Origin of the sequence: Janthinobacterium kumbetense, assembly GCF_023703445.1 — a bacterium.
Classification (GTDB): Bacteria; Pseudomonadota; Gammaproteobacteria; order Burkholderiales; family Burkholderiaceae_D; genus Janthinobacterium; species Janthinobacterium kumbetense.
Genome location: NZ_JAMQGR010000012.1, coordinates 94,701 through 107,760 on the forward strand (window position 1 = coordinate 94,701; position 13,060 = coordinate 107,760).

11 protein-coding genes are annotated in these 13,060 nt (G+C 61.5%); 8 read left to right on the plus strand and 3 right to left on the minus strand.

The window, feature by feature from the left end:
- The first annotated feature begins 66 nt into the window (after positions 1–66).
- The gene (locus NCG91_RS24225) at positions 67–1,188 is read left to right on the plus strand and encodes an HD-GYP domain-containing protein (protein ID WP_251351551.1); all 1,122 of its coding nucleotides are present in this window, start codon (positions 67–69) and stop codon (positions 1,186–1,188) included.
- Between the two features lie 113 nt (positions 1,189–1,301).
- Here the strand turns inward: NCG91_RS24225 and NCG91_RS24230 are convergent, their stop codons facing one another.
- On the minus strand, positions 1,302–1,787 hold the full coding sequence (locus NCG91_RS24230; RefSeq protein WP_099666092.1) for an SRPBCC family protein: 486 nt from the start codon (positions 1,785–1,787) through the stop codon (positions 1,302–1,304).
- A 209-nt stretch (positions 1,788–1,996) separates the two neighbouring features.
- Here NCG91_RS24230 and NCG91_RS24235 point away from each other — a divergent pair, with 209 nt between their 5' ends.
- On the plus strand, positions 1,997–4,057 hold the full coding sequence (locus NCG91_RS24235) for a UvrD-helicase domain-containing protein (protein WP_077398209.1): 2,061 nt from the start codon (positions 1,997–1,999) through the stop codon (positions 4,055–4,057).
- 7 nt (positions 4,058–4,064) lie between these two features.
- On the opposite strand, the gene NCG91_RS24240 is transcribed toward NCG91_RS24235, so the two are convergent.
- A complete protein-coding gene (locus tag NCG91_RS24240) occupies positions 4,065–4,421 on the minus strand; it encodes an addiction module antidote protein (protein WP_251351552.1) in 357 nt (118 codons plus the stop codon).
- Positions 4,418–4,810, minus strand: a complete 393-nt coding sequence (locus NCG91_RS24245) for a type II toxin-antitoxin system RelE/ParE family toxin (RefSeq protein ID WP_251351553.1) — start codon at positions 4,808–4,810, stop codon at positions 4,418–4,420. Before NCG91_RS24245 ends, NCG91_RS24240 begins: the two co-directional genes overlap by 4 nt.
- A 157-nt stretch (positions 4,811–4,967) precedes the next feature.
- Here NCG91_RS24245 and NCG91_RS24250 point away from each other — a divergent pair, with 157 nt between their 5' ends.
- The 6 genes from NCG91_RS24250 to NCG91_RS24275 all read left to right on the plus strand — a co-directional run bounded on the left by NCG91_RS24250 (position 4,968) and on the right by NCG91_RS24275 (position 12,982).
- On the plus strand, positions 4,968–5,186 hold the full coding sequence (locus tag NCG91_RS24250) for a SlyX family protein (protein WP_034753936.1): 219 nt from the start codon (positions 4,968–4,970) through the stop codon (positions 5,184–5,186).
- A 154-nt stretch (positions 5,187–5,340) separates the two neighbouring features.
- The gene (locus tag NCG91_RS24255) at positions 5,341–7,494 is read left to right on the plus strand and encodes a M3 family metallopeptidase (protein WP_251351554.1); all 2,154 of its coding nucleotides are present in this window, start codon (positions 5,341–5,343) and stop codon (positions 7,492–7,494) included.
- A 223-nt stretch (positions 7,495–7,717) separates the two neighbouring features.
- Positions 7,718–9,871 (plus strand): M3 family metallopeptidase, encoded by a 2,154-nt coding sequence (locus NCG91_RS24260; protein ID WP_251351555.1) that lies wholly within the window; start codon positions 7,718–7,720, stop codon positions 9,869–9,871.
- A 109-nt stretch (positions 9,872–9,980) separates the two neighbouring features.
- The gene (locus NCG91_RS24265) at positions 9,981–10,193 is read left to right on the plus strand and encodes a VF530 family protein (RefSeq protein WP_070219603.1); all 213 of its coding nucleotides are present in this window, start codon (positions 9,981–9,983) and stop codon (positions 10,191–10,193) included.
- 11 nt (positions 10,194–10,204) lie between these two features.
- On the plus strand, positions 10,205–10,483 hold the full coding sequence (locus NCG91_RS24270) for a DUF4404 family protein (protein ID WP_034753883.1): 279 nt from the start codon (positions 10,205–10,207) through the stop codon (positions 10,481–10,483).
- Between the two features lie 237 nt (positions 10,484–10,720).
- On the plus strand, positions 10,721–12,982 hold the full coding sequence (locus NCG91_RS24275; RefSeq protein ID WP_251351572.1) for a YgiQ family radical SAM protein: 2,262 nt from the start codon (positions 10,721–10,723) through the stop codon (positions 12,980–12,982).
- The last annotated feature ends 78 nt before the right edge of the window (positions 12,983–13,060 follow it).

Sequence of the window (13,060 nt, forward strand, 5' to 3'; positions counted from 1 at the left end):
AATCGGTACATACCGCTGATGCCAGGATGGTAAAAACAGGCGGGTGCAGGCGATGATGGAGACGATGTGAAAATTCGGCGCATTTACGCAGGAGAACTCGCACTGGGCGTGGCCTTGCCCTGGGACGTGCACGGCGAAACGGGCGGCTTGCTGGCCAGGCTGGGCCATGTCATCAGCAGCGAGAACCAGATCGAATTGCTGCTGGCGCGCGGCGTCATCGCCGATGCCAGTGCCGACGTGCCGCGCACGGCTACGGAAGCGCCGTCAGCCCTGCGCATGCTGAACCTCGTCACGGCGGGCCTGGCCCTCGTCTTGCCAACGATTGCCGCCGGGCAAGCGGGCAGCCACCTGCCGCTGGCCGCGCTGGCGCAGCTGGTGGAAGAAGCTGTCGTGCTGGACGCCGACGTGGCGCTGGCCTGCATCTTGCACAATCAGGGCGCGGGCGACTTTGCCGTGCGCCACAGCGTCGACACGGCCGTCATCACGGCCTTGCTGGCGCGCGCCCTGAAACTCGATGAGGGCGTGATCCGCAGCGTGGTGCTGGCCGCGCTGAGCATGAATGTGGGCATGCTGGAACGCCATGCGGATTTCCAGCACAAGGCGGGGCCGCTGGATGCGCAGGAACGCGCCTATTTGCGCGCCCATCCGCAAGCCGGTGTCGACTTGCTGCGCGCGACGGGCGTGACGGACGCCGTCTGGCTGCAAGCCGTGTTGCAGCACCATGAAAATATCGACGGCAGCGGCTATCCGCTGGGCACGCAAGGCGAGGCGATCGGCATCGGCGCGCGCCTGATCATGCTGGCCGACCGCTATTGCGCGCGCGTATCGAAGCGCAGCTACCGCCAGCCCTTGCTGCCGAACGTGGCCCTGCGCGAAATGTTGATGGCCGACAAGGCCACCCTGGATGCGCCGCTGGCGTCCTTGCTGGTGCGCGAGCTGGGCATCTACCCCGTCGGCACCTTCGTGAAACTGTTGAATGGAGAAATCGGCGTCGTCACGCGCAAGGGCTTGAATGCCACCACGCCCCACGTGCAATCGCTGATCGGCCCCCGCGGCGCGCGCCTGGACGTGCCGCTGCGGCGCGATACGCGCGTGGACTTGCACGCCATCCGCGAAGTGCTCAGCGCGGAGCAGGCGGGGCTGCAGTTTCGGCCCGACCAGCTATGGGGCCGCAGCGCCAGGGTGTAGAGCGCCTGGAAAGACGCCCATGGCGTTGTTGCATTGCCTGGTCGTACTTTCGTACTGCCTTCGGCAATGCGCCTAGCCCTGAGCGTTTTCCAGACACTCTCTACATGAATAGTTTAATTCAGCAAACCCGCATCGAGCCGCCCTTCGAGCGCCAGTTCGCGCATGATGCGCACGGTGTCGATGTCGGACTCCTTGTAGGCGGAGCGGCGGAAGTCGTCGTACAGGGCGTTGGCCGCATCGGTGGCCGCGTCGTGGCCGTCGTCGTACTGGAAGCGCACCCACAGGCTCGCTTCGTCGGGCATCTCGATGGTCATCACCAGCGAGGAGGCGCTGATATCCTTTTGCGCCGGCACTTCGTAGCGCACCTGCAGTTGCGGCACCAGCACCACCTTGTCGTTGATGACCAGTTCGCCATAGCGCAGGCTGCGCGCGAAACCGGCGTCGCTGCGCTCGCTGATCTGGCATTCGTCCAGGTGCGGCACGAACAGTTTCGGCGATTCGGCGCGCAAGACGAGGCCGCGCCAGACCTGTTCCAGGGTCAAGGTGTCGATCAGCGGGTTCAAGGGATCGTTGATTTCAATCAGGTGTTCAAATTTCATGGGACTGCCATTCGGTAAGTGGGCGCGCAGGGGCGATATAGGCGGAATGGTACTCCAGGCGTGGCATCGCCGCACGCATTGCAGCGGCCCAGATGGCGGCATATGGCGATATATCAATGCCATTGTCTGTTTTTTGGGCATGCGTCAGCGTGCAAAAGGCGGGCGCGACGCTGTTACAATGGGCTGCTGTTCCCTGCGGAAATACCCTGATGTCCAAAGCACCACAGTTCGGTCTGAATGCGCCCCAAAGCGAAGCGGTTACCTACCTCGACGGCCCCTGCCTGGTGCTGGCGGGCGCCGGCTCGGGCAAGACGCGCGTGATCACGCAAAAGATCGCCCATCTGATCGAAGACCGGGGCTATGACCCGCGCACCATCGCCGCCTTGACCTTCACCAACAAGGCGGCGCTGGAGATGCAGGAACGCATCGCCAAGCTGTTGAAACAGCCGCGCCAGGCCAAGCAGTTGACGGTGTCGACCTTCCACTCGCTGGGCGTGAAGATCCTGCGCCAGGAAGCCAATGGTGTGGGGCTGAAGGACCGCTTTTCCATCATGGACAGCGACGACTGTTTTTCTCTCGTGCAAGATCTCGCCATTACCACCGATAAACAGGTGATCCGTGGCATCCAGAACGCCATGTCCTTGTGGAAAAATGGCCTGATCGATCCGGATATGGCCCTGGCGCAAGCCAAGGATGAGGACGAGGCGAATGCGGCGCGCATCTACCGCAGCTATGTGGCAACGCTGTCCGCCTACCAGGCCGTCGATTTCGACGACTTGATCCGCCTGCCGGTGGAGCTGTTCCGCAACAACGGCCCCGTGCGCGACAAGTGGCAGCGCCGTTTGCGCTATCTGCTGGTCGATGAATACCAGGATACGAACACGTGCCAGTACGAACTGGTGAAACTGATGGTGACGGGCATCGGCAAGAAGCCGATGTTTACGGCCGTGGGCGACGATGACCAGGCGATCTACGCGTGGCGCGGCGCCACCGTGGAAAACCTGAAGACCCTGGAGACGGATTTCCCCGATTTGCGCGTGATCAAGCTGGAGCAAAATTACCGCTCCACCATGCGCGTGCTCAATGCGGCCAATGCCGTCATCGGCAACAATCCCAAATTGTTTGAAAAGTCGCTGTGGTCCGAGCACGGCCTGGGCGAGCCGATCAAGGTGCTGGGCATGCAGACGGACGAGCAGGAGGCGGAGCAGGTCGCCATCATGATCTCGGCCGACCATTTCGAGCGCAAGAACAAATTTTCCGACTACGCCATTTTGTACCGAGGCAACCACCAGGCGCGCATCATCGAGCAGTGCCTGCGCAAGGAGCGCATCCCGTACACGATCTCGGGCGGCCAGAGTTTTTTCGACAAGGCCGAGATCAAGGACATCATCAGCTATCTGCGCCTGCTGGCCAACGAAGACGACGATCCGGCGTTCATCCGCGCCGTGACGACGCCGCGCCGTGGCGTGGGCCAGTCGACGCTGGAGGTGCTGGGCGCGTTTTCGGGGCAGTGGCAGTGCTCGCTGTTCCAGGCCGTTTTTAAAGGCGGCATCGAGGCCAAGCTGACGGATCGCCAACTGGGGCCGTTGCGCGACTTCTGCAACTTCATCAACGACCTGGAATCGCGCGCCAGCCGCCCGGGTGCGGCCGGCAGCGGCGACAACGCGGCCGAAGTGCTGGACGACATGATGAAGGAAATCCACTACGAATCGTATCTGTACGATGCCTTCGAGGAGCGGCAAGCGCAAAGCAAGTGGCAGAACGTGCTGGAATTCGTCAATTGGCTCAAGGAACGGGGCCGGGGCGGCAAGGACCGCGACGGCGAAGAAAAGAACGTGCTGGAATTGACGCAGATGGTGGCCCTGATGACCATGCTGGAAGGCAAGGACGAGGAGCAGGATGCCGTGCGCATGTCCACCCTGCACGCGTCGAAAGGCCTGGAATTTCCGCACGTATTCCTGGTTGGCGTGGAAGAGGGGATTTTGCCGCACAAGGGCGATGCGGATGCGCCGGCCGAAACCATCGCCGCGCGCATCCAGGAAGAGCGCCGCTTGATGTATGTGGGCATCACGCGCGCGCAGCGCACCTTGCACGTCACCTGGTGCAAGAAGCGCAAGCGGGCCGGCGAGCAAGTGCATTGCGACCCGTCGCGTTTCATCAAGGAAATGCAACTCGACGTGGGCGACGCCGTGCCGACGGAGGCGGAAGTGATTTCGCCGAAAGAACGGCTGGCGCGCATGAAGGCGCTGTTGGCCGCGCCGAAAGTGTAAGCGGCGTTCAGGCTTCCGCGGCGCCGTCCGGCGTGGTTTTCGGCACGATGGCCAGCTGCATGCCCAGCGCATCGAGCATCTTTAAAATGGTTTCGAAGCGAGGTTTGCTGCCTTCGCGCAAGGCTTTATACGCGCCTTCACGCGTGATGTCGGCACGGGCCGCCACCTTGCCCATGCCGTAGGCGCGCACCACGTCGTTCATGGCCGACTGGAACAGTTCGGCATTGCCGGTGGCGACGATTTCGCTCATGTAGGCGGCCACGGCGGCCTTGCTGGTCAGGTGTTGCGTCGGGTCGAATTTGCTCAGTCCCAATGCTTCCAGGTCGTCGAGGTCGAAGGTGTCGTGGTCGATGTCGTGGTTCATTTCTTTCGTACTCCTGTCGAGGGGCTTGCCGCTGCTTTCTTGAGGGCCGCCTGCCGGGCTTTCAGCTCCCGCAGGATGGCTTGCGCCTGCCTGATGTCGCGCTGCTGGCTGGATTTATTGCCGCCCAACAGCAGCAAGATCAGGGTGCCCCGGTTCGTTTCATGAAAATACACGCGCCAGCCCGGTCCCGTCTGTAAAAAACGCAGTTCGCACACGCCTTCGCCCACTGGCCGCCAGTCGCCCTTTTTACCGTGCTGCAAATGCTTGATGCGCGCATCGATGGCGGCGGCCGCCACATCATGCAGGGAATCTTCCCAGCGCCGGTATTCGGCCGTCTTGCGCGTGTCGATCAGCAGTGGCTCGGTTGGTGTTGGTGTTGGTTCAACCATTGTAATCGTTTGTTCTCATTCGTCAAGCGGCTTGAACCCATGCAGGAAGAATAAACAGAAATCGGGGCCTGTCCACGGTGAATGGACGGAGTTTGTCCTGGCTCACGCCGCGGCGGCGGTAGAATGCCGCTTTCAGTCAGAAATGAGCAGAAGCACCATGGACAATGCAGAACAGATGGAAGTACGTTTCGTCGATATCGAAATCAAGCTGGCGCAGCAGGAAGACCTGGTCGAGTCGTTGAACCAGATGGTGTACCAGCAGGGCAAGCGCATCGACCAGCTGGAAGCGATGCTGCACAAGCTGGGCGAGCACGTGCGCGACGGGGCGCAGCAGGCAAATGGCGGGCTGGTCAATGAACGTCCGCCGCATTACTAAATAGGCATCGTGATGCGGGGCGCATGAAAACCGTTCATCACTGGCGGGCGCGCTACCATCGGTAGTTGCTGGTGACGCAAGTGTTTCAGGCTGTTATTATTTCAGGCTGGCCCGCGACACAATCGCGGCTCTCTTGCGTTCCTTGAAAGTAGACATGACCCGTCCAACAATGCTCGTCATCGCCGCCAGCCTGATGCTGGCGCCAGCCGCTTTTGCCGCCACCACCGCGCCTGCCACCGCCGCTACCGCAGCCGCGGCGCTGCCCGTTTCGAACCCGTTTGCGCAAGCCAGCAGCCTGCCATTCAACTACCCGCCGTTCGACAAGGTGCAGGACGCCGACTACGCGCCGGCCTTTACGGCAGGCATGGCCGCCAACCTGGCGGAAATCAATGCCATCGCGAACAACCCGAAAGCAGCCACCTTCGACAACACCATCGTGGCCATGGAACGCTCGGGCCAGCTGCTGAGCCGCGTGCGCACCGTGTTTTCCGTCATGTCCGGTTCGAACACGAATGACACGATCCAGGGCCTGGAACGCGAACTGGCGCCGAAAATGGCGGCCCACAGCGACGCGATCATGCTCAACGACAAATTGTTCAAGCGCATCGACACCCTGTACGCCAAGCGCGGCAAGCTGGGCCTGGATGCGGAATCGAAACGCTTGCTGGAACGCTATCACACGGACTTCGTGCGCGCCGGCGCCAAACTGTCGGCGGCGGACAAGGAAAAGCTGCGCGCCTACAACGGCCAGCTGGCTGCCCTGTCGACCAAGTTCGCACAGAACGTGCTGAAAGAATTGAACGCCTCGGCCGTCGTCGTCGATACGCGCGAAGAACTGGACGGCCTGTCGCCGGCCGCCATCGAGGTGGCCGCCGGCCTGGCCAAGAAGCGCGGCCTGGACGGTAAATACGTGATCGCCCTCGTCAACACGACGGGCCAGGCGCCGCTGTCGCTGCTGACCAATCGCGCCGTGCGCGAACGCATCATGGCCGCTTCGCAAGCGCGCGGCAGCCGTGGCGGCGAGTTCGACAACACCCAGGAAGTGCTGGAACTGGCGAAACTGCGCGCCGAACGTGCCGCGCTGATGGGCTACCCGAACTACGCGGCCTACTCGCTGGAAGACCAGACGGCGCACGACACGACCGCCGTGAACGCCTTGCTGGGCGAGCTGGCGAAGCCGGCCGTCGTCAATGCGCGCCGTGAAGCGGACGATATCCAGAAGGTCATCGATGCAGGCAAAGGCGGCTTCAAGGTAGGCGCCGCCGACTGGGCCTTCTATAGCGACAAGGTCCGCGCCGAACGCTATAACTTTGACGAAAATCAACTCAAACCGTACTTTGAAATGCACAGTGTGCTGACCAAGGGCGTGTTCTTTGCCGCAGGTAAATTGTACGGCTTGACCTTCAAGCAGCGCACCGACTTGCCCGTCTACACGTCCGACATGCTGGTGTACGACGTCTTCAACGAAGACGGCACGCAACTGGCCATCTTTACCTTGGACCCTTACGCGCGCAGCAACAAGCGCGGCGGCGCCTGGGCGAATGCCTACGTGGGCCAGTCGACCTTGCTGAACCGCAAGCCGGTCATCGCGAATAACCTCAACATTCCGAAGCCGGAAGCGGGCCAGCCGACCCTGATGACGTTTGACGAAGTCAACACCATGTTCCACGAATTCGGCCATGCGCTGCACGGCATGTTCTCGAACGTGAAATACCCGCGCTTTGCCGGCACCAGCGTGCCGCGCGACTTCGTCGAATACCCGTCGCAAGTCAATGAAATGTGGGCGCTGTGGCCGGAAGTGCTGCAAAACTACGCCAAGCACTATCAGACGGGCGCGGCCATCCCGGCCGAGCTGCTGGCGAAAGTGACGGCGGCCGACAATTTCAACCAGGGCTATAAAACCACGGAATACCTGGCGTCGGCCCTGCTGGACCAGCGCTGGCACCAGCTGACCCCGGCACAGATCCCCACCGACGTGCTGGCGTTTGAAAAAACCGCCTTGAGCGACGCGGGCGTCGATTTCGCCCCGGCGCCGCCGCGCTACCGCACCACCTACTTCTCGCATGCGTTCGCGGGCGGCTATTCGGCCGGCTACTACGCGTATCTGTGGTCGGAAAAGCTCGACGCCGACACGGTCGAGTGGTTCAAGGAAAACGGCGGCTTGACGCGCAAGAACGGCGACTGGTTCCGCAATAAACTGCTGTCGCGCGGCGGCAGCGCCGATGCGCTCGACATCTACCGCAACTTCCGCGGCCGCGATGCGAAGATCGAGCCGCTGCTGGAACGCCGTGGCTTGAACGCCAAGTAATCCCCCGTCACCGGCCTGGCCGGTGCTGAACATCGATGGCCGCCCCGCAACGGGCGGCCATTTTTATTTGGCGATTCTGCTCGTAAACCGTGGTAAACCGCGCAGTTGGCGTGATGCACCACAGGATCGCCCATGTTGGATGACGCCTGTGTGACAGGCTGCTATGATCTGCCACTGGCCCGCGACGCGATCGCGGTTCTTCCCGCGCTTCCTGAAAGATGTCATGATCCGTCCACAACTGCTCGTCATCGCCGCCAGCGTCATGCTGGCCCACGCCGCCCCATCCGCCATGGCTGCCGCCACTGCAAAAACCGCGCCTGCCGCCACCGTCAGCGCGCAGAACCCCCTGCTGAAAGCGAGTCCGCTGCCATTCCAGATGCCGCAGTTCGGCCTGATCAAGGATGAACACTACGCGTCGGCGTTTGCCGAAGGCATGAAACGCCAGTTGGCCGAAGTCAACGCGATCGCCAGCAACCGCCAGGCGCCCACGTTCGAGAACACCATCGTGGCCCTCGAGCGCACGGGGCAGCTGCTGCACCGCGTGCAAAGCATCTTCAGCAACATGACGTCGACCAACACGAACAGCGTGCTCGAAGCGGTGGAAGTGGATGTGTCGCCGAAACTGGCCGCGCATGGCGACGCCATCACCCTGAATCCGAAACTGTTTAACCGCATCGACACCCTGTACGCCAAGCGCGACAAGCTGGGCCTGGATGCCGAATCCCTGCGCCTCTTGGAACGCTATCACACGGATTTCGTGCGCGCCGGCGCCAAGCTGTCCGATGCGGACAAGGAAAAACTGAAAGCCTATAACGCCGAACAGGCAGGCCTGGAAACGGCCTTCGCGCAAAACGTGCTGAAGGAAACGAATGCCAAGAGCATTGTCGTCGACACGCGTCTTGAGCTGGCCGGCATGACGGACAGCGATATCGATACGGCCGCCACGGCAGCCAAGGAACGCGGCTTGACGGGCAAGTTCGTCATCGCTCTCGTGAACACCAGCGGCCAGCCGCCGCTGGCGGTATTGACGGATCGCAAGACGCGCCAGCGCCTGATGGATGCGTCGCTGAACCGCGGCAGCCAGGGCGGCGAGTTCGACAACCGCGCCATCGTGCTGAAGCTGGCCAAGCTGCGCGCCGAACGGGCCACCCTGCTCGGTTACGCCAACTACGCCGCGTATTCGCTGGAAGACCAGACGGCCAAGACGACCACGGCCGTCAACACCCTGCTGTCGGAACTGGCGAAACCGGCCGTTGCCAATGCGCGCCGCGAAGCGGCCGACCTGCAGCAAATCGTCGATGCCGAGAAGGGCGGTTTCCAGGTAGCAGCAGCCGACTGGGCCATCTACACGGACAAGCTGCGCAAGCAGCGTTTCAATTTCGATGAAAACGAGCTGAAACCGTACCTGGAATTGAACAGCGTGCTGAACAACGGCGTCTTCTTTGCTGCGAACAAGTTGTACGGCATCAGCTTCAAAGAACGCAAGGACTTGCCGGTGTACAACCCGGACGTGCGCGTCTACGACGTGCTGGACGCGAACGGCAAGCCGCTGGCCCTGTTCATCGCCGATTTCTATGCGCGCGGCAACAAGCATGGCGGTGCATGGATGAATGAATACGTGTCGCAGTCTATGCTGATGGGCACGCATCCCGTCGTCGCCAACCAGCTGAACATTCCGAAGCCGCCCGCCGGCCAGCCGACCTTGTTGACGTTCGATGAAGTGACGACCATGTTCCACGAATTCGGCCATGCGCTGCACGGCATGTTTTCGAACGTGAAATATCCGCGCTTTGCCGGCACCAGCGTGCCGAGCGACTTCGTCGAGTATCCATCGCAAGTCAATGAAATGTGGGCCGTGTGGCCGGAAGTGCTGCAAAACTATGCCAAGCACTACCAGAGCGGCGCGGCCATGCCGCAGGAATTGCTCGACAAGGTGACGGCGGCGAAGAAATTCAACCAGGGTTTCATGACGACGGAATACCTGTCGGCGGCCCTGCTGGATCAGCGCTGGCACCAGCTGGCGCCGAGCCAGGTCCCGACCGATGTGCTGGCCTTTGAAGCGGCATCGCTGAAGGATGCGGGCGTCGATTACGCGCCCGTGCCGCCGCGCTACCGCACCAGCTACTTCTCGCACAGTTTCTCCGGCGGCTACTCGGCGGCGTATTACGCCTACCTGTGGTCGGAAAAGCTGGATGCGGAATCGGTCAACTGGTTCAAGGAAAACGGCGGCTTGACGCGCAAGAATGGCGACTGGTTCCGCAGCAAATTGCTGTCGCGCGGCGGCAGCGTCGATGCGCTGCAGCTGTTCCGCGACTTCCGCGGCCGTGATGCCACCGTGGAACCATTGCTGGAACGCCGCGGCTTGAACGCCAAGTAAGACGTCCCCATCAGAAGCTTGCGTTGCGTTGACATGGCGCACGCAAGCTTTCCGTGCCGGCGGCGTAGAATTGAGTAAGATGTAAACAAGAAGGCAGTCGAAAGAGTATATGAGTCAGCAAGATTTGAATGGCATTACCCTGGAAGGTATCGTAACGCGCCTGCACGCCCACTACGGCTGGGACGGCCTGGCCAAGCATATCGATATCAATTGCTTCATCAGCGATCCCAGCATCAAGTCGAGCCTGAAGTTTTTGCGCAAGACCCCGTGGGCCAGAAGCAAGGTGGAACAATTGTTCCTGGACACGCAATTTACTGACTGACAGGAAAAAACATGGATAGCAAACTCAAGGAATCGCTGCAACAACTGCATTCGACGCTGGAAACCAGCGGCCCCGTCGATGAAGAACTGCATGGTTTGCTGCAAAAACTCGATGTCGACATCAAGTTGCTGATGGAAAAGCGCGCCGCGCAGGAACAGGAAGAAGAGTCGACCACGTATGGACTGGCCGAGCGCAGCCAGGAATTGTCGGCCAAGTTTGCCGTCAAGCATCCGAAACTGGAGCCGGCCTTACGCGAATTGGGTGAGATTTTAGCCAACATGGGTATTTAATTTAACCCTAAAGCAACATCTGGGGTCAGACCCGGCGGGTCTGACCCCAAGGGCCCGTTTCTCCCAAGTAATTGAAAAATAAACGTTTTTTGTACTGAAATCCAACAGTAAAAAGCAGGCCGTCAGGTTGGAAATGGCCAATTCCGGTACAATCCGTACCCTATGAGCTCCCCTACCAATTTATTTGCGACCGTTCCCAAGCGGTCTGCCCGCGCTGCCGTGGCGCCTTTCCTGCCGATGTCGCGTGCCGAGATGGACACGCTGGGCTGGGACCAGTGCGACGTCATCCTCGTCACGGGCGACGCCTACATCGACCATCCGAGTTTCGGCATGGCCCTGGTCGGCCGCCTGCTCGAAGCGCAGGGTTACCGAGTCGGCATCATCAGCCAGCCGGACTGGCTGTCGGCCGACGCCTTCCGCATCCTCGGCAAGCCGCGTTTGTACTACGGCATTACGGCTGGCAACATGGATTCCATGGTCAACCAGTACACGGCCGACCGCAAGATCCGCTCCGACGACGCCTATACGGCCAATGCCGAACCAAATAAACGCCCGGACCGCGCCGTCACCGTGTACGCCCAGCGCGCGCGCGAAGCGTATTCCGACGTGCCCATCGTCATCGGCAGCATCGAAGCGTCGCTGCGCCGCATCGCCCATTACGATTACTGGTCGGACAAGGTCCGCCGTTCCGTCTTGCCCGATTCCAAGGCTGATTTGTTGATCTTCGGCAATGCCGAGCGGGCGCTGGTCGACCTGACGCACCGCCTGGCCGCCGGCGAATCGATCAAGGATATCCGCGACTTGCGCGGCACGGCCTTCATGGTGCCGTCCGGCTGGCTGCCTGGCGACGACTGGGGCGTGCACAATTCCACCCGCGTCGACGTGCCCGGCAAGATCGACCCGCACTACAGCCCGTACGAGATGGTGCAGGAAGACAAGACCGCCTGCGCCACGGAAAATGCGTCGAAGTCGGCTGAAGTCACCAAGCCGATCCGCATCATGAGCCGCGAAGAACGCCTGGCCATGGCCAAGGAAAAGCACGACAAGACGGTGGTGCGCCTGCCCGCCTACGACGTCGTCAAGGATGACCCCGTCATGTATGCGCACGCGTCGCGCGTGTTCCACCTGGAATCGAATCCCGGCAATGCGCGCGCCATGGTGCAGGCGCACGGCGAACGCGACGTGTGGCTCAACCCGCCGCCGCTGCCGCTGGCCATGGACGAGATGGATGGCGTGTACGACATGAATTACGCGCGCGCCCCGCACCCGAGCTATGGCAAGGCGCATATCCCCGCCTGGGAAATGATCCGCTTTTCCGTCAACATCATGCGCGGCTGCTTCGGCGGCTGCACCTTCTGCTCGATCACGGAGCATGAAGGACGCATCATCCAGAGCCGTTCGGAACCGTCGATCCTGCGCGAAATCGAGCATATCCGCGATAAAACCAAAGGCTTTACGGGTACCATTTCCGATATGGGTGGTCCGACGGCGAATATGTACCGCCTCGCCTGCAAGGAAAAAGAGATCGAAGTGTCGTGCCGCCGCCTGTCCTGCGTGTATCCGTCCATCTGCGTGAATCTGGGCACGGACCACAGCAAGCTCATTTCCCTGTACCGCAAGGCGCGCGCCATTCCCGGCATCAAGAAAGTGCTGATCAGCTCGGGCCTGCGTTACGACCTGGCCGTGCGTTCGCCCGAGTACGTGAAGGAACTGGTCACGCACCACGTCGGTGGCTTGCTGAAAATCGCGCCCGAGCACACGGAAGAGGGCACCTTGTCGAAGATGATGAAGCCCGGCATCGGCGCGTATGACGAGTTCAAGGAAATGTTCGACCGTTTCTCCCTGGAAGCGGGCAAGAAGCAGTATTTGATCCCGTACTTCATCGCCGCCCATCCGGGCACGACGGACACGGACATGCTGAACCTGGCCCTGTGGTTGAAGAAAAACAATTTCAAATTGGATCAGGTGCAAACCTTCATGCCCACGCCGATGGCCATGGCGACGACGATGTATCACACGCGCAAGAATCCTTTGCGCAAGGTGACGGCCGATTCGGAAGTGGTGGAAACGGCCCGCAGCGGCAAGATCCGCCGCACCCATAAAGCGTTCCTGCGCTACCAGGACCCGGCCAACTGGCCGATCCTGCGCGAAGCGCTGGTCAACATGGGCCGTGGCGACTTGATCGGCAATGGCGACAAGCACTTGATTCCCGCCTGGACCTCGTCCGAGTCGGGCGGCCTGGCCGCCGGCGAACGCAGCCGCCAGACGCATGGCGCCGGCACGCCGGACAAGTTCAAGGTTACGCCGGGCAAGAACCGTATCGCCCTGGGCGGCACGGCCGCCGCGCCGAAGGCGACCGCCGTCGAGTCGAAGGTGCGTCCATCGATCTTGTCGACCATCAAGACGAAGGCCAAGCCGGCCGCCGTGCCGATGGGCCGTGGCAGCAAGCCGCCAGCCAAGGGCGGCCATGCCGCACCGGCACGGGGCGGACGCAAGTAAGCGGTCCTCGGCACCCCGGGCATCGCCTGAAAACCCGGCAACGCAGACAGCGTTGCCGGGTTTTTTGTTATCTGCGCA